The sequence below is a fragment of the Maridesulfovibrio sp. genome, from assembly GCF_963666665.1.
Classification (GTDB): Bacteria; Desulfobacterota; Desulfovibrionia; order Desulfovibrionales; family Desulfovibrionaceae; genus Maridesulfovibrio.
Map to the genome: position 1 here is coordinate 3105977 of NZ_OY762999.1, position 22453 is coordinate 3128429.

19 protein-coding genes are annotated in these 22453 nt (G+C 48.8%); 6 read left to right on the forward strand and 13 right to left on the reverse strand.

Annotation, left to right across the window (positions count from 1 at the left end):
- Nucleotides 1–155: 155 nt before the first annotated feature.
- From ACKU40_RS14255 to ACKU40_RS14270, 4 genes are all read left to right on the forward strand, one after another.
- Entirely contained in the window at nucleotides 156–2294 is a 2139-nt protein-coding gene (locus tag ACKU40_RS14255) for a SpoIIE family protein phosphatase (protein ID WP_320173464.1), read from the forward strand.
- Between the two features lie 9 nt (nucleotides 2295–2303).
- A complete protein-coding gene (locus ACKU40_RS14260) occupies nucleotides 2304–2549 on the forward strand; it encodes a cysteine-rich small domain-containing protein (RefSeq protein ID WP_320173465.1) in 246 nt (81 codons plus the stop codon).
- Between the two features lie 27 nt (nucleotides 2550–2576).
- Entirely contained in the window at nucleotides 2577–3131 is a 555-nt protein-coding gene (gene amrA / locus ACKU40_RS14265) for an AmmeMemoRadiSam system protein A (RefSeq protein WP_320173466.1), read from the forward strand.
- Nucleotides 3132–3257: 126 nt separating this feature from the next.
- Nucleotides 3258–4166 carry a phosphotransferase gene (locus ACKU40_RS14270; RefSeq protein WP_320173467.1) on the forward strand — a complete coding sequence of 303 codons (909 nt, stop codon included), beginning with the start codon at nucleotides 3258–3260 and terminating at the stop codon, nucleotides 4164–4166.
- Nucleotides 4167–4208: 42 nt separating this feature from the next.
- Here the strand turns inward: ACKU40_RS14270 and purN are convergent, their stop codons facing one another.
- The 3 genes from purN to ACKU40_RS14285 form a co-directional block, all read right to left on the reverse strand.
- On the reverse strand, nucleotides 4209–4883 hold the full coding sequence (gene purN / locus ACKU40_RS14275; RefSeq protein ID WP_320173468.1) for a phosphoribosylglycinamide formyltransferase: 675 nt from the start codon (nucleotides 4881–4883) through the stop codon (nucleotides 4209–4211).
- A 191-nt stretch (nucleotides 4884–5074) separates the two neighbouring features.
- On the reverse strand, nucleotides 5075–6589 hold the full coding sequence (cobA, locus tag ACKU40_RS14280; protein WP_320173469.1) for a uroporphyrinogen-III C-methyltransferase: 1515 nt from the start codon (nucleotides 6587–6589) through the stop codon (nucleotides 5075–5077).
- Nucleotides 6590–6656: 67 nt separating this feature from the next.
- Nucleotides 6657–9311 (reverse strand): valine--tRNA ligase, encoded by a 2655-nt coding sequence (locus ACKU40_RS14285; protein WP_320173470.1) that lies wholly within the window; start codon nucleotides 9309–9311, stop codon nucleotides 6657–6659.
- 231 nt (nucleotides 9312–9542) lie between these two features.
- Here ACKU40_RS14285 and ACKU40_RS14290 point away from each other — a divergent pair, with 231 nt between their 5' ends.
- Together ACKU40_RS14290 and ACKU40_RS14295 are read left to right on the forward strand one after the other, a co-directional pair.
- Nucleotides 9543–10787 carry a BPL-N domain-containing protein gene (locus ACKU40_RS14290; RefSeq protein ID WP_320173471.1) on the forward strand — a complete coding sequence of 415 codons (1245 nt, stop codon included), beginning with the start codon at nucleotides 9543–9545 and terminating at the stop codon, nucleotides 10785–10787.
- Between the two features lie 132 nt (nucleotides 10788–10919).
- Nucleotides 10920–12881, forward strand: coding sequence for a FapA family protein (locus ACKU40_RS14295; protein WP_320173472.1), 1962 nt, complete (start codon nucleotides 10920–10922; stop codon nucleotides 12879–12881).
- Here the strand turns inward: ACKU40_RS14295 and ACKU40_RS14300 are convergent, their stop codons facing one another.
- The 10 genes from ACKU40_RS14300 to ACKU40_RS14345 all read right to left on the reverse strand — a co-directional run bounded on the left by ACKU40_RS14300 (nucleotide 12882) and on the right by ACKU40_RS14345 (nucleotide 22450).
- Nucleotides 12882–14753, reverse strand: a complete 1872-nt coding sequence (locus tag ACKU40_RS14300; RefSeq protein ID WP_320173473.1) for a hypothetical protein — start codon at nucleotides 14751–14753, stop codon at nucleotides 12882–12884.
- The gene (truA, locus tag ACKU40_RS14305; RefSeq protein ID WP_320173474.1) at nucleotides 14677–15489 is read right to left on the reverse strand and encodes a tRNA pseudouridine(38-40) synthase TruA; all 813 of its coding nucleotides are present in this window, start codon (nucleotides 15487–15489) and stop codon (nucleotides 14677–14679) included. The genes ACKU40_RS14300 and truA overlap by 77 nt, the downstream gene beginning before the upstream one ends.
- 13 nt (nucleotides 15490–15502) lie before the next feature.
- Complete coding sequence (locus ACKU40_RS14310; RefSeq protein WP_320173475.1) at nucleotides 15503–16180, reverse strand: hypothetical protein; 678 nt, start codon at nucleotides 16178–16180, stop codon at nucleotides 15503–15505.
- Nucleotides 16104–16541, reverse strand: coding sequence for a flagellar export protein FliJ (fliJ, locus tag ACKU40_RS14315; protein ID WP_320173476.1), 438 nt, complete (start codon nucleotides 16539–16541; stop codon nucleotides 16104–16106). Before fliJ ends, ACKU40_RS14310 begins: the two co-directional genes overlap by 77 nt.
- A 24-nt stretch (nucleotides 16542–16565) precedes the next feature.
- Entirely contained in the window at nucleotides 16566–16730 is a 165-nt protein-coding gene (locus ACKU40_RS14320; RefSeq protein WP_320173477.1) for a hypothetical protein, read from the reverse strand.
- 13 nt (nucleotides 16731–16743) lie between these two features.
- Nucleotides 16744–17952 (reverse strand): hypothetical protein, encoded by a 1209-nt coding sequence (locus ACKU40_RS14325; protein ID WP_320173478.1) that lies wholly within the window; start codon nucleotides 17950–17952, stop codon nucleotides 16744–16746.
- 329 nt (nucleotides 17953–18281) lie between these two features.
- Nucleotides 18282–20309, reverse strand: a complete 2028-nt coding sequence (locus tag ACKU40_RS14330) for a methyl-accepting chemotaxis protein (RefSeq protein WP_320173479.1) — start codon at nucleotides 20307–20309, stop codon at nucleotides 18282–18284.
- 207 nt (nucleotides 20310–20516) lie between these two features.
- Complete coding sequence (locus tag ACKU40_RS14335; protein WP_012765834.1) at nucleotides 20517–20708, reverse strand: ferredoxin; 192 nt, start codon at nucleotides 20706–20708, stop codon at nucleotides 20517–20519.
- A 112-nt stretch (nucleotides 20709–20820) separates the two neighbouring features.
- Nucleotides 20821–21681 (reverse strand): transporter substrate-binding domain-containing protein, encoded by an 861-nt coding sequence (locus ACKU40_RS14340; RefSeq protein WP_320173480.1) that lies wholly within the window; start codon nucleotides 21679–21681, stop codon nucleotides 20821–20823.
- 55 nt (nucleotides 21682–21736) lie between these two features.
- Complete coding sequence (locus ACKU40_RS14345) at nucleotides 21737–22450, reverse strand: ABC transporter ATP-binding protein (protein ID WP_320173481.1); 714 nt, start codon at nucleotides 22448–22450, stop codon at nucleotides 21737–21739.
- Nucleotides 22451–22453: the final 3 nt, after the last annotated feature.

Consider the following 22453-nt stretch of genomic DNA (forward strand, 5'->3'; position numbering starts at 1 on the left):
TCCGGCAATAAAGCATATACAATGAAAAGCAAAACAAGCGGTAATAATTGCGGAAGTCTCTTTTATTATATCAGAACAAAACAACCGAAGCGACATATTTCCACATTTTAATTATAGATCAGTTATATTCATGACGGAGCGTTCCATAAACAACTATGAGCATACGAATTAAACTATTTGCATTGCTGCTTACATTCAGCCTTATCCCCCTGCTGGTGCTTTCAGTTATAAGCCGGCAGGGTATTCAGGAGCTTGGACAGATTCAATCCGACAATCTGCGTACGGACATGATCAAAATCCTGACTGATGAAATGCACCAATCCGCCAAAGATTCTGCCAAGCTGGTCCAGCAACAGGCCGTATCCCTGGAATTCGCACTGAAAGCCATCGGTGCGGAAGCAGAAGATGTACTCAATGACCCCGTAGGAGAGCCTCCTAAAGTTTATTTTTCCGATGATTTCACCACCGAAGGACACCAACCAGCCGACTTCGGACCATCTCCCCAATATTTCGTGGTCAGTGAAGTCGGTCAGAAGATTCCATCCTCAATCAGTCTGGAAGAACCTGTTTTCTTCTACCCGGGAGGTAAGGGTAAGCTAAGAAACGATAAAGACCTTGCCCGCCTCTGCCTGCTCAAGACAGACTTAAAATCATTTTTCAATCAAGCCGGAACTGCCTTGCACCGGGTATACATCACCCTTAACTCCGGCCTGCACATGGCCTACCCCGGTCACGGCAACTATCCCGCCAACTTTGATCCGCGCAAAAGGGCGTGGTTCACCAAGGCAGTGGAACAGGGAGTAATTGTCTGGGATAAAAGTATTGATGCCAGCACCGGACAGCAGGTTTATACCTTATCCAAGCCCATCCGCAACCGAAATGGAAATATCATCGGTGTTGTTGCCATCGACATCCAACTGGTGGAACTTTTACGCAAGGAAGACCTGACCTCCCAATGGTCCAGTGCAATTCTGGCATTTGTAGTCGGTCCGGTTAAGACAGACGAAGGAGTTGAACTGCGCATCTGGGCCGAATCCGGACATAAAGAGACCAACATATCATGGATGACCGGACTGCCCAACGAAGTCCGCTATCTGCAATCATCAGCAAAAGACTCACTGAACGGATTGATCAACTCCATCGCCAAAGGTGAATCCGGAGTCATGCGCATGCCCTACAACGGCATAAAATCCGTCTGGGCTTTCGCACCCTTCCGTGGTGAGGGCAGCTACGTGCTGATCACTCCGGAACGGGTCATAACCAGAGTACCGGACAGAGCAGCAAATCAGGCCCTTGAATTGAGTAAAAACCTGTACGTGGCTGTTGGAGCAGCAGCATTAATTACATTGATCACTGTCGGTCTGGTAGCATTCATCGGCAGCCGCAAGGTCATTAAACCACTACTGGTAATGACCAATGCTGCAGAAAAAATATCCGAAGGCGACCTGTCCGTGCATGTTGATGTCAAAACCGGGGATGAACGGGAAACCCTTGCCAATGCATTCAATCACATGATCCCCAAATTGCAGGACCACCTGCGGATCAGTAAATCTATGGAGCTGGCGCAGGAAGTACACACCAGCCTACTTCCACAGGACCCGCCGCAGGCCAACGGCCTTGATATATCCGGCACCAGTATTTCATGCGACGAAACCGGGGGCGACTATTTCGATTTCTACACCCCGCCCGCAAGCGGGGGAACCGGAATCCTGCTCGGCGATGTAACCGGGCACGGAGTTTCAGCGGCCCTGCTTATGACCACCGGACGAGCACACCTGAAGCACGCATCCGGACACCGTGAACCGCTGGCAAACCGTATCGGGGAAGTAAACAGACTGCTCTGCTCCGACATCGGCGAGACCGGACGCTTCATGACCTTGTTCTGCCTCGAAATTTCCCCGGATAATTCAGCAGCAACGTACGTTCGCGCCGGACATGATCCTGCAACCATCTACAATCCTGCCAACGGCGAAAAACGAGACCTCATGGGGTCACCGATGCTGGCTCTCGGCATATTTGACGAAGCCGAATACAATGAATTTGATGTAGATTTAAATGAAGGGGAAATCATCTTCATCGGAACCGACGGCATCTGGGAAGCCCGCAACACCAAAGATGAAATGTTCGGACGCGACCGCCTCGACCGGATCATCTTCGAAAATGCCAAGCGCAGTGCCGCAGAAATCCAGCAGGAAATCATTGCCGAGGTCTACAAGTTCCAAGACGGAATGGAACAGGAAGATGACATCACGCTGGTAATTATCAAAGTTAACGAATTCAATAAGGCCAAATAAAGGATAACCATGGAAAACAGCCACCGTTTTTTTAGAAATATAGATTGCCGCTACTTCCCATGCCATCAGGTCAGCGAAGAAACATCCTTCAACTGTCTGTTCTGCTTCTGTCCGCTCTACCTCGTGGAAGATTGCGGAGGACGTTTTAAAATGACCGCGAAAGGCATCAAGGATTGCACGGACTGCAAGATTCCGCATCGGCCCGAAGGTTACGATTACATTATCACGAAACTTAAAGAAGCGAACGCGCGCTAAACCAGCAAAGGCCATATGGGAGATATCATGTCAGATAATTTCAGCTTCGCCCTTACTCAGGAAGAAAAGCAGTACCTCAAAGCGCTGGTCCGCAAGTCCATCCTCTGCCGGATCAACAAACAGGAGGAGCCGGTACCAGAACCTGTAACCGAGCATCTGAGTGAGGAGTACGGCGCTTTCGTGACCCTGAACAAGAACGGACATCTGCGCGGCTGTATCGGCAACGTGCAGGGAACCGGACCGCTTTATAAAACCATCTGGAAAATGGCCCGCGCTGCCGCCTTCGAAGATCCCCGTTTTCCGCCGCTGACCGAATCTGAGTTCAAAGAAATCGAAATTGAGATTTCTATCCTCAGCCCCATTGATGTCTGCAAGGACCCGGAACAGATTGTTATCGGCAGGCATGGCCTGATCATGCAACGCGGCATGCAGTCCGGGCTGCTGCTTCCGCAAGTAGCAGTGGACTGGAAATGGAACCGCGAAGAATTCCTCGCCCAGACCTGCCACAAAGCAGGCATGGAAGCTGATGCATGGAAAGATCCGAACACCAATATTTTCTGGTTTGAGGCTGAAGTATTCTGATGCGCTTCGCGCTTTTGGTTAAAAGATTTTGCCTCCGGCGGCCAGAGGAACTTTTTGGAAAAATTTTCTCTGGACTCTTCCAAAACTTTTATTAGGGCTTCGCCGCCTTGAAGATGAGGATGTGCTGTGATCGATGCTTTATCACCCTGGGGTCTAGAAACCCTCGAAAGACATAACGACAAGAATATTCCCGGCAGCCCGGAACGTGCTGTTTCGCGCTCGGTGATTGAAGACAGTGAAAACCGACTCTGGCTCATGGAACGTATTGCCGGAACACAGGTTGAAAAACGGACCGCAATTGCCGAGAACCTTCTGACCTTGCAGAAATCAGGTATGGACTGGCTGCTTCCCTATCAGGAGACCAAGGATGGTCAGGTCATAGCCGAAGTAATGGGCTTCCCTTGGCAGCTATCACCCTTTTATGAATCCGATGAGCTGCCGCGTCCGGAATATGTCTTTGATGCAGAAAGAGGCACAGAGCTGGCAAAATTCATTGCCCAACTGCGCGAACATACCAAGGGTAAAGAAATGAAAGGGCAGGACCAATCATTTGCCCTGATCAACTATGCCCGGGAACTTACCGAAACAGTAAAAGACCGGGAACCGACCATTCACAAACGGCTGGAGCCGATCTGCGCACGGTTATTCCCCAAGATGGAAAAGTTCACGAAGCTGCCCAAGGCATTCTGCCACGGCGATTTCCATCCCCTGAACGTGCTCTGGAAAGGCAAAACAATCGGCGCGGTGATTGACTGGGAATTCTCCGGTATGCGTCCTGAAATATACGACGTTGCCAACATGATCGGCTGCGTGGCCTTTGAGAACCCCGGAGCACTGGGTGACGGACTTATCCCGGCTTTCATGGACGGACTTTACGACAACACCAATATCAGTGATGACAGTTACGAATCACTGCCCGCCTACATCCCTTCCTTACGCTTTGCATGGCTTTCCGAATGGCTGCGCAAGAAGGATAGTGAGATGATCGAAATGGAATTGGAGTTTATGGAACTTATACTGGCAGTTATGGGATAAAAATTTATCAGCCTGTTTGCTTCGGCAAACAGGCTGTTTTTATTAGAACCCTTTTTCCAATGGCGGATTAACCAGACTCATTGCGTCTCGCTCCGCCAGCTCCACATCTGCTTCTTCAAGCTTCACAAAACGATCCTCAATGGAGAGGCGTCCCTTTGACAGCCACTGGGTGGCCTGCGGAAGGATACGGTGCTCCTGTTGAAGAATACGCTTGCGTAAATCATCTTCATCTTCGCCGGGATACGCCGGGACCGCAGCCTGAATTATCACAGCACCGTGGTCCATCTTTTCATCCACAAAATGAACGGTACAGCCCGCCAGTCGCACGCCGTATTTAGCAGCATCGCCCTGTCCGTCCACACCGGGAAAACTGGGCAGGATCGCCGGATGTATATTGATAATTTTACCGGGGAATGCATTTAAAAATACCGGGGTAATGATGCGCATAAATCCTGCCATTACCACGGCTTCTACTCCGGATTCTTTGAGGATGCGGACCATCTCTGTATCGAATTCCTCGCGGGAACCGAAATCCTTATGGCTCAAGGCAGCAGTCGGGATGCCGTAAGCTTCGGCCCGTTTCAGGCCGTAGGCATCCGCTTTATTGGAAAGAACCATCCTGATGTCCACATCAAGGATGTTGTCTTCCATCTTTTCAATAATGGATTGTAAATTCGATCCACCACCAGAAATAAGAACGGCAATTGGTAAGCTCAAGTCATTCTCCATAGTTATGGGGAAGGCGAAGCCCTGACAAAAGGTTTTGGGATTCTTGCATTAGCCCTTAGGCGAGAAGCTTTGCTTCGAGTCTTAGGGATAACGACAGCGGAGCAAACCCTTTTGCAAAAGGATTTAAGCCGCCAGAGGCAAATAAAAAAGGAGGACCGCGTAGGTCCTCCTTATGGTTATTACTCGGAAACTTCCTGCACCAGTACATCTACCAGTGCGGGTATGGTGTAATCTTCAGGCTGAATATCCGGCTCATAACCGAACCCTTCGAGGGTCTTGGCGGTAATGGGCCCGATGCAGGCGATTTTCACACTGTCTTTATATTTGTGGAAAACTTCCGGCTCAATCATGTTGAAGAAATTCTCAACAGTGCTGGAGCTGGTGAAAGTCAGGTAATCGATCTTTCCTGCTTCGAGGGCCTCGGCGATGGGGCCGGGATCATTCTCGGAAAGTCCGGTCTCGTAGACGGGCAGGATTTTAACTTCTGCTCCGGCCTTGCGCAGCTCTTCGGGAAGCACTTCGCGGGCGATATTAGCGCGGGGGATGAGTACCTTCTTACCCTTGATGCCCTTCTCTAGCAGTCCGGCAACCACGCCTTCTGCAACGTACTTTTCAGGTACGAAGTCAGGACGGATGCCTCTTTCTACCAGCGCATCAGCAGTTGCGGGGCCGATGGCAGCAATTTCGAGTCCGGCAAATGCGCGGGCATCGAGTCCGGCTTCGTCCATCTGGCTGAAGAAATGTTTTACACCGTTCACGGAGGTAAAGATCAGCCAATCCCAGTTGGACAGGCCTTTGATCTCAGCCTGAACATCGGAGTAGTCAGCCACAGGCTCGATATTGATGGTCGGGAATTCGAACACACAGGCACCGAGCTTGCCGAGAGTGGAAACAAGTCCGCTGGACTGTTCACGGGCACGGGTAACCACAACGCCTTTGCCGAGCAGGGGCTTCTTCTCGAACCAAGCCAGCTTGTCATGCAGGGAGCAGACACCGCCGACAACGATGATGGAGGGAGCCTTGAACTTGCGCTCTTCAGCTTCCTGGGCAACGTTTTCAAGGGTGGAGACGAAAGACTGCTGGTTGCAACGGGTTCCCCAGCGAACAAGAGCAACCGGGGTCTCAGGATCACGACCGTTCTTGATCAGGTTATCCGCGATCATGGGCAGGTTTTTCACGCCCATGTAGAAAACGAGGGTACTGGTGGATTTGGCGTACACTTCCCAGTTATGACCGGTCTTTTCCTTGGTAGGATCTTCGTGTCCGGTGATAAAGCATACGGAAGTGGTAAAATCACGGTGGGTTACCGGAATACCTGCATAAGCGGGAGCGGCAACGCCTGCGGTGATACCGGGGATGACTTCAAAGTCGATTCCGGCTTCAACCAGCTCTTCAGCTTCTTCGCCGCCGCGGCCGAAAACGTAAGGATCGCCGCCTTTAAGACGGGCAATTACTTTGCCTTCCTGCGCTTTCTCAACGATGAGTTCGTTGATCTTATCCTGCGGCAGGGTGTGATCGCCGCCCTTTTTACCTACGTAGAGAATTTCGCAATCCGCTTTGCAGTAATTCAGAAATTCGATGTTTGCCAGATAGTCGTAGATGAGTACATCTGCAGTTTCCAGCACTTCTTTAGCTTTAACAGTCAGCAGACCGGGATCACCGGGACCAGCTCCAATAAGATAAACCAAACCCATATATGCACCCTCTTATGTTTATATTTTAAAACAGGGGGTAAATACCCCCTGTTTTAAAATAACAATCTTATTTCATTACACTTACGAGCCTGTCTTTCAGCTCGGTCAGCTTTGCTTTCTTATCGTTGATCTCTTCCAGCTTGGCTTTTTCCTTCTCAACAACTTCTGCAGGAGCGTTGCTTACAAAACCTTTGTTGGAAAGTTTCTTTTCTATCACAACGAGATCTTTGTCCAGCTTGGCAAACTCTTTATCAAGGCGGGCAAGCTCGGACTCGAAGTCAACTGCGCCTGCCAGCGGAACAAAGAGTTCGTTACCCTGAACAACAGCGGTACCGGAAGCGCTGGGGCCCTCTGCGTCAGGACCTGCGGTTACGGAATCCAGACGGGCAAGAGCCATGATCAGATCAGCGTTGTCGTTGATCAGTGCGGTTGTTTCATCATTTGCGGTACGCACGATGAGCTCAAGCTTCTTGGAAGGAGCAATGAGCAGCTCGGTACGAATGTTACGTACAGCGGAAACAAGCCCCTGAAAGAGATCCATCTGCTCAACAGCTGCTGCGTTGCGGCAGTTGTCACGCTTTTCGGGGTAAGCTTCGGTGGCAATGTCGCCGTTTTCAATACCGGGCAGTACGGACCAAACTTCCTGAGTTACAAAAGGCATTACCGGGTGCAGCAGGACCATGGTCTCGGAAAGAACTGTCCAAAGCACTTTCAGGGTTGCGCCTTTGCGAGCCTCATCTTCGCTGTAAAGGTCCGGCTTGATCATTTCAAGGTACCAGTCACAGAACTCGTTCCAGATGAACTTATACATGGTCTGGGCAACTTCGTTGAAGCGGTAGGCTTCAACTGCTTCACGCATGGTATCCTTCACCTCTTCGAGGCGATGCAGAATCCACTCGTTGGCGAGGCCGGATGCATCTTCGAGAGCTGCTTCTGGCTTCTCGCCGTCGAGGTTCATAAGCGCGAAACGTGCGGAGTTCCAGATTTTGTTAACAAAGTGGCGGTAACCTTCAATACGCTGCTCGGAAAGCTTGATATCGCGACCCATGGCAGCAAAGGAAGTCAGGGTAAAACGCAGGGCGTCAGTACCGTACTTGTCGGACATTTCCAGCGGATCGATGACGTTACCGGTGGACTTGGACATCTTCTTGCCATGTTCATCACGAACAAGAGCGTGAATGTAAACATGGTGGAACGGAATCTGATCCTGAAAGTGGATACCCATCATCATCATACGTGCAACCCAGAAGAACAAGATGTCGAATCCGGTAATCAGCACGGATGTGGGATAGTATTTGGCCAGTTCCGGGGTCTCATCAGGCCAGCCCAGAGTAGAGAAAGGCCAGAGAGCGGAAGAGAACCAGGTATCAAGTACGTCTTCTTCCTGAATGAGCTTGGAAGAACCGCACTTGGTGCACTTGGTAGGATCTTCATTGGAAACAATGAGTTCGCCGCAATCTTCACAGGTCCAAGCAGGGATACGGTGTCCCCACCAGATCTGACGGGAGATACACCAGTCGCGGATGTTGTCCAGCCATTCGTAATAGACCTTTTCCCAGTTGGAGGGGAAAATCTTGGTCTCGGAAGGAACAGCGGCGCGTGCTTTTTCAGCCAAAGGCTTCATGGCAACAAACCATTGTTCGGAGACATGGGGTTCGATGACGGACTTACAGCGGTAACATTCACCGACGGAGTGCTCGTGATCGTCGATGGAAACGAGGTAACCTTCAGCTTTGAGGTCCTCAACGATTACCTTGCGAAGGTCATCTTTGAACATGCCCTGATATTTTTCAGGAGCATTTTCGTTGATATTACCATCTTCGTCGAAAACGGAAAGAACTTCGAGGTTGTGCTTACGGCCCAGTTCCCAGTCATTCATGTCATGAGCAGGAGTAACTTTCAGGGCACCGGTACCGAATTCCATGTCTACGTAGGAATCACCGATGATGGGCAGTTCGCGGCCTACGAGAGGCAGGATAGCGGTCTTGCCGATGAGGTGCTTGAAGCGGTCATCTTCGGGGTTAACGCAGATAGCGGTATCGCCGAGCATGGTTTCGGGACGTGTGGTGGCGATAATCAGTTCGCCCGAACCGTCGGAAAGCTTGTACTTGATGTTGTAGAAATGGCCCGGTTTGGGAGAATGCTCTACTTCATCGTCAGCAAGAGCAGTGTGGCAGCGGTTACACCAGTTGATGATGTAGTTGCCTTTGTAGATGAGTCCTTCTTCATAAAGCTGTACGAAAACCTTGCGAACGGCCTTGGCGCGCTGCTCGTCAAAGGTGAAACATTCGCGATCCCAGTCAACGGATGCGCCCATGCGGCGGATCTGCTTGAGGATGTGACCGCCTTTTTCTTCCTTCCATTCCCAAACGCGTTCGATGAATTTCTCACGACCGAGATCGTCACGGGTCTTGCCTTCGGTCTTGAGCTGACGCTCAACAACGTTCTGGGTGGCGATACCTGCGTGGTCGGTGCCCGGAACCCAGAGAACGTTCTTACCCTGCTGGCGCTGATAGCGGCAGAGGATATCCTGAAGGGTGATGTTCAGAGCGTGGCCCATGTGCAGCACACCGGTGACGTTTGGCGGCGGAATAACGATGGAGTAAGGATCGCCGTCAGCTTCGGGATCGGGGGTGAAAGTCTTGTTTTCTTCCCAGTGGTCAAGCCACTTTTTTTCTACATCCCAAGGTTCGTAACCTTTGGGGAGGTTTGATTCCGCCATTTATGGACTCCTGTTCAAATATAAATTCTTAAGCAAAAAAATACGTAGCGGGTCACCCTGTCCCGGCTTCCCGTTGCGTATCAGCTTGCTAAGTTGGTTTCATAATAATATTTTTAAAAAAAGATGTGCTTTGCCTGCCCAGAATTTACGTGTACTTACGGGACAGGGGTAAAAATCAAAAGCACTCGCCTCGTCAACTTGCGCTACACACACTTATAAAGAGACACGAACATGTCAAGTATCTATATATTATGGGACGACTCCCACATCTGGGGGCTGCTGGTCAAAAGAGCCCTTGAAGCATGGAACATCGACCACGAACTTGTGCGTGGGCATCAAATAGCGCAAGGACTGCTTTCAGGCAAGCCTCCAGCAGCACTTATCGTCCCCGGCGGTTGGGCCAAGGGCAAGGCAAAGCACCTTGGCGGACCGGGCATCGTTGAAATCCAGAAATATGTCGGTGAAGGCGGCAACTACCTCGGCTTTTGCGGCGGCGCAGGACTGGGCCTTTCCGGTGCCGGAGGCCTGTGCTTAAGCTGCTGGCAACGCAAGGGTTTTGAAAACAGGCTGCATCATTTTTTAAGCGGACACATCAACGTAAAGCTTGACCAATCCAACCCGCTGGTTCCGGACAGTCTCGGTGAAAACGCCCTGATTCCGGTCTGGTGGCCGGGACAGTTCTCTCCAAACAAATGCGATTCCACAACCGCCCTTGGCCGCTACCGTGAACCGGGAAATGACTTCTGGGTGGCTGACCTATGTATCAGTTCCCTGCCTGAAGGGACTCTCAATGACTGGCATAATATGTACGGCATCTCCCTGCTTCCGGAATTTCTTCACGACCGTCCGGCCGTTGTTTGTGGACAGACCGGAAAAGGTAAATTCATATTAAGCTATCCGCACCTTGAGACCCCTGCTTCAGCGCAGGCCAACATCTGGCTGTCACACATCCTTGACCGCATGTTAGGGCAGAAGACACAGGACCGCCCCACTCTTCCGGCATGGGAACTGGCAGAGACCCCCACCAATTGGGAAGACCCGGACCTTGTTTCCGTTCGCAAATCACTGGAAAAGATTATCGCCACCGGACAGGGCCACTTCCTGCTCTTCTGGCGCAACCCATGGCTGCTCGGCTGGAGACGGGGAATTCCCGGGGCAGCATTAAACAGCCTTTATGCACTTATCTGCAAAGTAACTTCGTTGGAACCGAATGATGCTTCCATTGAAATGTGGAATTCATGCAAAGGTGAATTCATGAAGTACATGTCCATATTTGAAGAAGGAGTGACCGGGTACCTACTTGCTGAACGTTTCGCCATGACCATGCGCACTCTAGAGCCTCATTCGATATTTCCAAAAGCCTTGCGCGAGCAACGCAACGGTCTGTTCGGACCTCCTCCCGGAGCAGGTGGAATCTATGCAAAGCTGCTTTCCATTCTGGAGGAGCTTGTCTGGACGATGCATAAAGCAAAATAAGAAAAACGCCGAAGGAGTATATATCAGTAGTATTTGAACATTAGCTGAATCTATAATAAGGTTAATTTGAAAATTAGTATTTTTCCAATTCCGGTTTAACGGCATGCGCTAAAAACACGGGTAATACGATCCATGACTGACCAAGCGACTTCTGCACGGGGAGCAGACCTTCGCAACAAGCGGGATGAAACTATTGCTGAAGGCCGTGATGCTGCGCTGAAATTTAAGGTTACCCCGGATAAAATGGCAGCCTTCATTTCTGCCTATACTCCTGCAGAAGGTAACGGAAGACCACTCTCTCTGGAATTGATGCAGGCAGAGCTGGAACGTTCCGGAATCGGCGGAGAGCTTGACCACGACGGAGCCATGTTCGCCCTTAAAAGAGCAGGCGAAGGGAAAAGCATACTCAATGTAGCCCTTGTGCGGGCCCAGTACCCTCAAAATGCTGAAGACGGCCAGATCATAACTGACGCCGACCTTGATTTCCCGGTTCTGCCGGGAATGGAATTCGGAAAATTGAGTAAAGCCACTCCGGCTTCTCCCGGCAAAAACCTTGACGGAGAAGCAATCCCCGCAGACGACACCCATACCCCCACACCGATAACTCTCGCTGACGCAGAAATCTGCAACTGTATTCTTAATCCGGAAAGCGGAAGGCTTATCGCCGAAACATACGGACTGGTTAAAATTGAAGAGCAGCAGGTAAGGATTGAGCCCCTCATCAAGGTTTCAGAAGACCTGATGAAAGTTTCCACCAAGCTTTATCCCCACGACTGTTTCGGTTGCAGATACGATCTCAGCGCCCTTGAACCGACTTTGCAGTCAATGGGACTTTCCCGCCCGCTGCAACATGTCGCAGGCCAAACGGCTATAAAGAAGGCCCGCGAGACCGGTGCTGCACAGAAAGTCGTAATTATAACCGGAACTGAACCTGTTCCCGGCCGGGACGGATATTTTGAATATGACCGCGAAGATATTTCCACCAGCTCAATTGGTACCGCCGGAGAGGACGACCGTATAGATTTCAAAGATCGCGGAGTTCATCCTATGGTCTCACCCGGAGATATCATCGGGAAAATCCACCCTCCAGTTGAAGGAAAGGCAGGCGAAGACGTATACGGACGCCTGACTCCTCCTCCCGGCGGCAACCCCCTTGAGATAAAAACCGGAGAACATGTTGCTCCCCTGCCGGATGGCATCACTTACAAAGCCACCTCCACCGGAATAGTCCAGTTTCAGGACAACATTCTGGCAGTCAAGGATGTTCTGGAAACCAAAGGTGACGTTGATTACTCAACCGGAAATATCAAGCTTGAAAAAGGCTCGGTCCATGTAAACGGCTCCATACGTGAAGGCTTCACGGTGGAAGTCCCGGACCATATAGTTGTTTCGGATTCCATTGAAGGGGCCAGTGTCACTGCCGGAGGAGATATCGAAGTCAAAGGCGGACTGGTCATGTCCGGAAAGGGACTGATCAAAGCGGAAGGAGTCATAACAGCTCAGTTTGCATCCAACGCTCGCATTGAATGCGGAGAGGAAATCATCATCAAGCATGAGATGAGCAACTGCCTGATCCGCTGCAAAGGTTCGGTCAGTGCTATAGGCGGAAAGGGAATTATTCAAGGTGGAGTGGTGACTTCACGTGTAGGCATTGAAGCTAATGAAATCGGCTCTGAAATCGGCGTAAAAACCATTGTCAGTATTACCGCCAAGCAAAAAGTAAACAATAAACTGCTGAAGGAAAGGGATGATTTGCGGGAACGGCTTTTAAAGATCAACTCCGCCATCGGTCAGGGGGATAATGAATCCATCCTCAGATCAACTCCCGCAGCCAAGCAGGAACAGATGAAGCAGATCCTGTTGATGCGCGGGCGCATAAAGATCAAGCTTAAAGAAATCCGCAAACAGCTCTCGCAAGAACTTAATGATTACTACAAGTCTCTTGAAAAGCTCTCCATCCGGGTCCACCGGAAAGTTCATCCCGGCGTAGAAATCAAGATCGGCGGAAAGACCGTACAGATCAAAAAGCCCACTCCTAGAATGAAATTCCGCTTTGATGCAGAAGAGCGGACAATCATTGCCACCAAATTTTAGTCAGCCCTTGATGGAGACTATCCTTCCGCTATCATCGACAGGCTCATCAATATCAAAATCAAAACTGTCTTCAAAAGTATCGACAAGTTCACGTTTTACTTCCAGCTCCAGTTCAGTCCGAGGAGAAGGTTCCGGCAACCACGGTCCGGGCAATGATGTTTCCGGGATTAAATAAGAACTGACCTTGTTTTCAATGACTTCATCATTGACATCCTGCCAGCGGGTAAAAAGACCGTCCTCCTCATCTTCCAACATCTCACGAACTTTATCAGGATCGGACAGCAAGGCATCGTAAAAAGTATCGGAATCAAACCAGAGAAGCTTATCCTCTTCCGCCTCCTTCAGTCCTATCCATTCCAGATCAACCTTATTGTCAGTAACCGGATTACGCCAGAGATCGGCAAAGCCCTCGCGAAAAAGGTCCTCGGCAGGCAGGATGGCTTTGCGCAGATCATTATAACCATCGGTGATCAGCCCTACATTCTTTTCCATTTCAGTGACAGCATCCACGACTCGCAGCGGCAGACTGCCCCCGAAACCTTCTTCAAGATTCACCTTGACCCTGCCCCGATCCAAAGCAAACTCACCGGGTGCACGGATTTCAGTAAAACCGTTGATGGTCATCTGGGCATCTGAACCGGGACGGGCAGTAACATTCAACCCCAGTGCATCAAGACCGGAGCCGGGTTCCAGTTCAAGCCTTTCCCCGATCTTAGGGTTAACTGCGGTAATGCTTACGGACTTGCCGTCAATTAGATAGTAGTCGTCCCCTGTATATACTGGTGAAACGAGCTTGGCGTCCACGACTTCAGCATGGATTTTATCCGAAGTTGATGATGCAGCGTTGGCGATACGGGTCAAGACTGTATCCCAGTCATCTCCGTCTTCCACGGAGAAGTAGATCGTCCCGGACTCGGAGCCGATTGTATAGTCGATGGAGTGATCTCCGGCTGTCAGAGTAGTCCCGGCATTAACGTCAAAAGCCTTGCTCAGAAACTGGGATGGTCCCCCGGCTACCGCATTGGAAAGATTATAGAGTCCCTCTTCCGCAGGCCCCAGGGGCTTCTGGGTGGCGTATAATTTTAAGTGGGAAATCAGGTGACCGCTGGTGTCATCAAAAGAAAGTTTATTCAATGCTTCAAAGTTTTCCGGGCCGACACCGTCACTGCCTTCAGTAACTACGTAGGCCGTGTTTACGGAAAAGGCCAGAGCCGACCCAGTTCCCAACAGGTCGTCCGGGTTTGAACCGACGGCATTCTGCTTGATGATACGGGCCTGCACCGGAAGGGAACTGTCATTGACCGCATCACGAACTGCTTCCAAAACCTCGTCATTAGTCATGTCACTGGTGATCTGAACAACAAGCTGGTTCTTAATATGTCCCCAAGGCAAATCCTGACCTTCAGAAACACTGCTTGAAAGATCCAGATCAATACTGCTCCTGTTGTATCCCAGAGACATATCAAACTTGTAGTATCCGGGATCAAGCGTTGTCAGGTCTTCACCGGTAAAACCTCGCGAATAATAACGGTTGTAGCGCTGGAGATCACCCTTAGGGGTAATGGAAGAAGAAATTTTATTATCAAGAAAGGGATCATTGACCACAAGGCGGGCGCCGCTAAGGCCAAAGCCCTGATCCGGCCAACGGAAGGCGGCAAGAGTCTCGCTTAGGGACTTGACCTTGGATTGGACTTCCATGGCCACGGATGGAGCTGTGAGCTCATACTTATTTTTCAGCGCGGCACGGCTGAACCGGTCTTCCCAGTATGATTCAGGGAAAACCTGCTGCAGGGAATCAGACTTCTCCGTTGATTCCGCTGTTATGAGCTTGGTTCCGTCCAGTGTCAGTTCCGCCACTACCCGTTTCTCCATAGTAGACACCGGCCATACATAGCCCCTGAGCAGGAGCTGTAGCCGGGGCCGCAGTTCTATCCTTCATCTGTAATAATAATCGGACAGTTTCGGGTTCGGCTTTACCCCGCCCGACTTCCACCAGACAGCCGACCATATTGCGGACCATCTGCTTCAGAAAACCGGAACCGCAGACCTCAAGAACCATTTCATGTTCGCTTTGGCCGGGGTAACGTTTAAAATCAAAGATTGTGCGTACGGTGGAACTTACCGGGGTACCGGTATTCTGAAAGGCAGCAAAATCGTGCTCGCCAAGAAAGAACTGCATGGAACGGTCGACAGCCTTAAGATCAAGAGGACCGCATTTCCAAACATAGTGCCTGCGCCAAGGCAGAAAAAAATTATTCTCCAGCCACAAGGTATAAGTATAGGTCTTGCGGAGAGCGTTGAAACGGGAATGAAAATCAGGAGTGACAAATTCAGCGTCCAGCACAGTCACATCATCGGGAAGCAAAGAGTTAAGCGCGCGCTGCCATGGGACAGTTACGCGGGTATCATCCACATCAAAATGAACCACCTGCCCGTAAGCATGTACTCCGCTGTCAGTACGCCCGGAACCGTGCACCCGTACCGAAGTCCCGGTAATACGTGTTATGGCTTTTTCTAATTCGCCCTGCACAGTGCGCAGTTCAGGCTGCAACTGCCAGCCGCAGAAATTGGTGCCATCATAGGCAATGATGAGTTTGATTCTTTGCAATTTTAAAAAACTATTATTCCAGAGGTGTCTGCAATTTGGTCAATTCTTCGGAAAGCTTGGCTGCTTTCTTAGGACTTACAAATCCAAGGATAGCTCCGGCGCTGCGACCGCGCATGCCTGACAAAATCTTGACAGCTAGGTCGGTATCAAGGGACTCGATAACCTGTGCGGCCTGCTTGGCTTTCATGGCAGTATAAACACCCACCAGATGCTTGATCTTTTTATCCTTAAGCACATCAGCATCGTCGATCATTTTTTTAAGCCTACTTTCCAGAGCATTAAGCTCTGCCAGCTTTTTATCCAGATTCTGCTCAAGGGTACGCAGAGAGCGTTCTTTGCGGGCTAATTCATCTTCCTTGGCCTTGAGTGCTTTCCAGTCCGCCTCAGGCATAGTGGCAGGCTTAGCAGCTTCTTTCGGTGCTGCTTTGGCATTCTCCTTAGCTTCAGCGGCAATGGCCTGCGGGGGAGTCACAACACTGCGTACAACATTGCCGCTTTCCACCACAGCTTCCACAACCTCCTTAACTTCGTCATGGTGAGCAGTAAAATCGAAGCCCAGCGAACCTATCAGGGACAGCTTAAAAAATGCCAGCAAAATCAGGCAGACAAGTATCTTAGAAATTTTCAGGTTTGAAGCGAATTGTTGCCATTTCGTCGTACTCTTTTTGTTCTTTGAGACTTTCTTCTTCATGATATTTCTTCGCCTGATTTTCTTTTAGCTTTTCGAGCAATTTACGATCTTTTGACTTAGTAACAGCTTCTGCACGACATTTTTGCAAGTTAAGGGCCAACTGTTTCAAGCGAAGCTGGGCAGCATGAAGATCCTCTTTGAGGGCCATGTCATACTGCTGCCAGAGCCACATATCATTAGCTGAAAGATTGTCATATTTCTTTTTCTGGTGGGCGACGATCTTTTCTTCTACAGCCCAAAGCTTCTTCTTTTGCTCCTGATGCAGGCGCAGGGCTTCCGCAAGAGCAAACCGGGCCTGCTCTTCCGCCTGTTCCCTGAACTCCAGAACCTTTTCAAGTTTAAATGCAAAAGGCTTGGCCATATTATGAATTGATCATTGAGATGATTACTTCTTTTCTTCCGGATTTCCGGCCAGTCCGCAATACCCTTTATCTCCGTCAGCAAACCGCCACATCATGCACATGCTTCCCTGACAGAATTTCATCTTGTCATCGCTGGTCATCAGATAGGGACAGTATTTGAACTTCGCTTCATTTTCAGAATAGAGCATGAACACCTCACTGCTAGTTGGATACGACCTTTTCGTAGATCAAACACTGCTTGCCCATGGCTTGCTTGACGTATTCCTTTACAAGAACGCCGATGCGCTCTTCGCGGGTGAACTTATCGGCATACTTACCATTCTCGTAAACTTCCGGGAATTTATCGGACAAGACCGGATGCTTGACTGCAAAGTGCTCAACCTGTTTTGAATACTCGGAAATATAGTTATCCAATTCCTGATCAGGCATAGATTCGATTTCTCTGACCTTTTCAGCAAAGACCTGCGGCTCGGGAAGAGTCTCGGATTCCATCAGGGCGGTAAAAGCACGGCCGAAACGCTGGCTGCCTTCAAAAATATGCTTGGGACGGACCACATTCAGCCCTGCCCATCCGGCACGCAGCCATTTGAACAGATAGCTTACAGTCTGTTCTGGCTCATTTTTGTCCTGAATATAAAGATTCACAGACATGGAGTCATACATAAAAGTATCCATCCAGCCCATGCCGCCCGAAGTCAATCCGGGAATGCCGCTGTAAAAATAGTTCCACTGGTTATCATCAACAACCAGTCCTTTCATGCCCACGCTGGACTTATCCATCTGCTTGGAGACGGAGAGAAAGACATCTCGGCCTTCAAACTTCATGAGAACCAGCAAGCGGTTCAAATCGTAACGGTAATATGCCCCCCCAAAGGAATCCGGGGTGTTAACTTCAAATTCCTTACCACGCCAGACTCTGGGAGTAGCACAGTCACCGAGGAACTTCCAAGGCTGAACCTTTTCAGCGTAGAACTGGCTGTCAGGAGACCAACCGCTAACCCTGATAACAGAAGGATAAATGGCGTAGTTGGGAATTTCAGGATTATAGGTATATTCAAGAATTCTCTTCAATCCGGCATTGACCTGCATACGCATGGCCGCACCGTTTGCGGAATCACGTTTAGGCAACTTGATAATTTTATCTGTCGGGGGAGTATCATCCACATACTTGATCAGGCCTGCAATTTTGGAAGCATCAAGCTCTGCTCCGCTGCCGGACATAAAATCAAAAAGATAATCAAGGCCGGCATCAACCTGCTTGGGAAGGGTGACTTTAGTATCTTTGTCTTTATCCCCTAAAGAGCACTCACCTTCTCCTACCAAGAAAAGAAAAGGAACCATGGCAACCATAACCACGGCAACTACACGGAATAATGTCCGAAAGGGTTTATACCCCATAGAAAATTTCATATATTTATTCACCTTCCCATCTTGATGCGACGGGTTTTTAGCTGACTTCAGTACTCTCTATTTATGCACTAATCCACATCTTGGCAAGCTTAGCGTTTTTAACGGCAACCTGCACCGTTGCGCCATTGAATACACATAAAGACCTTATTTGGTATAAGCAAAACAAATACCCTTTGTAAGTTCATACGTAATTACAATGAGTACGTGCTGAAGCTGGATTTGCCAGCCCAAACTAAAAAGGTCAACTGTCCATAATCCGTCAACAACATAAAGGCCGGAGAGGATAATTAACCACTCCGGCCTTGCTCCTGATTAAAAATCAGTTATTGCTATGACTTCTTCAAGTCTTCAATCAAATTATTAAGCATATTGGAAAGCTCAGCCAGATTAGCCATAGCATCTGCGGACTGTTCCATGGCGTTGAAGTTCTCATCCGCAATGCGGTTGATTTCAGATGTGGACATATTGATCTCTTCAGATGCAGCACTCTGCTGCTCCGCTGCAGTAGCAATGGATCTGACCTGCTCTGCAACCAGCTCAATAATATCAAGGATAGACTTCAAAGCATCCCCGGCTTCATTGACCAGAGTGGTTGTAGAATCGACCATATCACTTGTCTCGTTCATGGTATTGATCGAATTTCTTGAAGACTGCTGAATGGAACCGATAGCTCCACCAACTTCCGAAGTGGCACTCACTGTTTTTTCCGCCAGCTTACGAACTTCATCGGCAACAACGGCAAACCCCCGCCCTGCTTCCCCGGCCCTGGCCGCCTCAATGGCTGCATTCAAAGCCAACAGGTTGGTTTGATCCGCAATGTCAGTAATCACACTCATGACACTGCTGATAGACTCCGCTTTCTCACCCAGTTGTCCCATCTCGACAGCCAGTTTTTCCGACTCCGTCTTGAGTTTGCTGACTGCGCTCACTACCCTGTCTACAATTTCGGAACCATGAACAGCTTCTTTTCTTGCGCGCTCAGCCTCTTCAGAACTTTTCGAAGCATTAGCTGCAACTTCCAATACAGTCGCGTTCATCTCTTCCATTGCCGTGGCATTTTCCGCAGCACGCTCACGCTGCATTGCCGAACCGCCCCTCGACTCTTCAATATTTGCTGAAAGCTGAGTTGAAGAAGACGAAATACGTTCTACAATCTCCTCAAGTTGTCCGGCCGCCTGCAACATTCCATCACGCTTTGCTGTTTCAGCCCTGCGAGTAGCTTCTTCAGCTTCAGCCAAGGCCTCTTCGGCCTGCAGGGTTTTCTCTTCAGCTTCCCGGGTCTTGTCATCGGCAAGGGAAATTGTTTCAACCAACTCCCCGGTCATGGACTGCAGGTTATCGAGCAGATCACGAAGTTCAGCTTTATATGATACATCTTCCGGTTTTGCTTCATAATTTCCGCCGGCAATCTGCTTGGCAAACTCACCCATGGCATGGATAGGCCGGACAAGACGGGAATTGACGAGCAATGCTCCCAGTAATCCGAAAACAATAGCCGCCACAGCAGCAATTGTGAGCATGGTCAAATTCGCTTCTTTGGAAGCCGCATAAATCTCCGCGTGGGGCAAAAATGCGATCATGCTCCAGCCAGTCTCTTTTGAACGATAAACTTCGGCAGAAAACTTCTCTCCGTTGAATTCCAAAGACTCAAGCCAACTGGTTTTGGAGCGGTAAGCTGCCTTCAAAGCAGCATTATCAATATCATCAATCTTTTTGAAATTGTTTTCAGGAGTTTTAGGGTCGGCCAGAATAGTTCCATCACCCTGCACCAGCACAACAAAACCCGTTTCTCCGATTTTAAGATTATTGATAATCTTGGTCAGGTCACCCAGTGAAATATCTACCGCGGAAACACCTATGAAACTACCGCTCTTGTCTTTAATCTTGGTCACCATACCGATATTCGGAAAACCCTCCGTAGTCATGTATGCCGAAAGAAGGGTCGACTCGTTTGGAGAGCTCTTGCCCTGTTTGTACCAAGGGCGCTTACGCGGGTCATAATCATTCTTCAGCGTATCTGTACCGTCCTGAGTATAACCGCCATCTTCAAAACCAAGGTATACGTATGCAAAAGCAGGATTGGCTTTCATCAGATCATTGGCTAGGCGGTTAACCATGATTTCGGTTTGATCTGTCGCATACTGAGCAGGTTTGCTGGGACCATCAAGCTTGAAATATTTTGTCCACCTGCCCATGGCATTTTTAGTCTCATCCAATCCGGCAACAAACCGACTGACGTTTTCTGCCTTCTTCAGAATTTCGGCAATGTAATTGTTAATCAGTTTTAATTCCTGACCGGCGGTTTTTCTGTAAGAATCTTCAGCTGTACTGTCGAACTGCATAGATACAGTAAACATGACAACTCCTACCGAAATTATCATCGGCAAAACAATAGCCAGAATCATTCTGGTTCTTATCTTCATCTACGCACCCTTCTTTAAAAGATTCAGAACAGATAAATTTAAAATATAGATTAAACACAATATATCTTTTTTGTCCAATTAATCCAAAAAAAAGACGCCCACTTGGGGCGTCTTAATATAAACACTTATTTAGAATGCAATTTATTCAATAGAAATACATTCCACCGGACACGTATCAATTGATTCAAGTACGCATTCGAGATCAACAGCATCCTCTTTGATTACTTCAGCCTTTTCTCCTTCGGAATCCAGAGCAAAAACTTCAGGGCAAAGCTCTACGCAGGTTTCGCAACCAATACACTCGTCCTGATCAATCACTACCTTTTTAGCCATAATATGCCTCCAAAACGTGGGATAAGAACTACTGCTTTATTTTGAAAACAACCTAAACATAAAGTACATATTTTGTGCAAGCTTTTACTTGCTCATTCACAGTAAAAACAAATTAATATTTTTCAATCAGTTTAGCGTATGTGCCACTCTCTTTAATTTTTTTTAATCCTTGGTTGAACATTTTGAACAGATATTTTGAATTCTTCTTTTTCTTACAAAACAACAAGTAAAGACTTTCTGATTTTAACGGGGCAGCAATTTCACCAAAATCCGAAACATGATCGGTGTATACTTTATTTATCAAAAACCGTCCGACAGCGTCACTTTCCAGTAAAAAATCAATACGCCCTTTAAGCAGCATTTCAAAACCATTACTGATACACGGCACCGATTCACACCTAAATCCCATTTGTCTTAAATCGTTACCAAGCTCATACCCCAAAGGAACGCCGACCAAATATTTACCCTTACCTTCACTGGAAATAGTGACGGGCTCTTCAAATCTCTTTTTCAAGTAAAACAGTGACGCTTGCATTTCATAGATTGGGTCAGAGTATAAAAAAGCCTGCTCTCTATCAGCTCGCTTGACCCAAGGAAAGGATCCATCGACTGCTGCCTGCTTTAAACTCCACAAGGCCCTTTTCCATGGATAAAAATGTAATTCAGCCTTTATCTCTTGCGCAGCAAAAACAGCCTTCACAATATCGGCACAAATCCCGCCCCCCCCATCAGCTTCCGAGACATAGGGCTCCCACTCTCCGGTTGCAACAGTCACAATCTCAGCCGCTGCTCCAGCTCGGAGCCAAAAGAAAAGTATCAACGCAGCCAATGCAACGCTGATTACTTGAATACGGTTCAATTCAAACCACTTTACCAACACTAATACCTCACCGATTTTATAGAACGCGACTTTAATAATTGATAGCACAAGCACATACACCGTGTCTAAAACCTTTTGCAATGCCTTAAACAATAAAACCCCCGGAAGCGGTACTTCCGGGGGTTTTATGACCTTTGCTTAAATACTTTTATTCGCCGAGATATGCCTTTTGGATATCCGGGTTATTCAGAAGCTTCAAAGCCTCATCTTCCATGACAACATTCCCGGTTTCTAGAACATAGCCACGATGAGCCATACTGAGAGCCACCTTTGCGTTCTGCTCCACCAAAATTATCGTCGTTCCAAGCTTATTGATTTCATTGATGATGTCAAAAATCTGCTTAACGATAAGCGGTGCTAGACCAAGAGAGGGTTCATCCAAAAGAAGAACCTTGGGCCGACTCATAAGAGCACGCCCTATAGCCAGCATCTGCTGCTCTCCCCCGGACAATGTTCCACCTGCCTGCCTGCGTCTTTCACGCAGGATGGGAAACATGGCAAAAACCCGCTCCATATCATCGGCAATTTCATTATCGTTACGGAAAAACGCCCCCATATCGAGGTTTTCCTCAATGGTCAGCCGGGGGAAAATACGCCGCCCTTCAGGAACCTGACAAAGTCCCATGGAAGGCAAATTATCGGAAGCGATCTTATTGATGCATTCACCCTTGTAGTAAATCTCACCGGCAGAGGCTTTGACGATATTGCAGATAGTCATCAGGGTCGTGGATTTTCCGGCACCGTTTGCACCGATAATGGAAACGATCTCCCCTTCCATAACCTTGATACTGATACCTTTCAGGGCCTTGATACTGCCATATCCTGCATGGACATCACGAAGTTCTAATATAGGTTCTGACATGGC

Coding starts and splice junctions, on each gene's coding strand:
- ACKU40_RS14255 (WP_320173464.1), top strand. CDS start 156: ATGAGCATACGAATTAAACTATTTGCATTGCTGCTTACATTCAGCCTT.
- ACKU40_RS14260 (WP_320173465.1), top strand. CDS start 2,304: ATGGAAAACAGCCACCGTTTTTTTAGAAATATAGATTGCCGCTACTTC.
- amrA (WP_320173466.1), top strand. CDS start 2,577: ATGTCAGATAATTTCAGCTTCGCCCTTACTCAGGAAGAAAAGCAGTAC.
- cobA (WP_320173469.1), bottom strand. CDS start 6,589: ATGGGTTTGGTTTATCTTATTGGAGCTGGTCCCGGTGATCCCGGTCTG.
- ACKU40_RS14285 (WP_320173470.1), bottom strand. CDS start 9,311: ATGGCGGAATCAAACCTCCCCAAAGGTTACGAACCTTGGGATGTAGAA.
- ACKU40_RS14290 (WP_320173471.1), top strand. CDS start 9,543: ATGTCAAGTATCTATATATTATGGGACGACTCCCACATCTGGGGGCTG.
- ACKU40_RS14295 (WP_320173472.1), top strand. CDS start 10,920: ATGACTGACCAAGCGACTTCTGCACGGGGAGCAGACCTTCGCAACAAG.
- ACKU40_RS14300 (WP_320173473.1), bottom strand. CDS start 14,753: ATGGAGAAACGGGTAGTGGCGGAACTGACACTGGACGGAACCAAGCTC.
- ACKU40_RS14310 (WP_320173475.1), bottom strand. CDS start 16,180: ATGAAGAAGAAAGTCTCAAAGAACAAAAAGAGTACGACGAAATGGCAA.
- fliJ (WP_320173476.1), bottom strand. CDS start 16,541: ATGGCCAAGCCTTTTGCATTTAAACTTGAAAAGGTTCTGGAGTTCAGG.
- ACKU40_RS14320 (WP_320173477.1), bottom strand. CDS start 16,730: ATGCTCTATTCTGAAAATGAAGCGAAGTTCAAATACTGTCCCTATCTG.
- ACKU40_RS14325 (WP_320173478.1), bottom strand. CDS start 17,952: ATGAAATTTTCTATGGGGTATAAACCCTTTCGGACATTATTCCGTGTA.
- ACKU40_RS14330 (WP_320173479.1), bottom strand. CDS start 20,309: ATGTTTACTGTATCTATGCAGTTCGACAGTACAGCTGAAGATTCTTAC.
- ACKU40_RS14335 (WP_012765834.1), bottom strand. CDS start 20,708: ATGGCTAAAAAGGTAGTGATTGATCAGGACGAGTGTATTGGTTGCGAA.
- ACKU40_RS14345 (WP_320173481.1), bottom strand. CDS start 22,450: ATGTCAGAACCTATATTAGAACTTCGTGATGTCCATGCAGGATATGGC.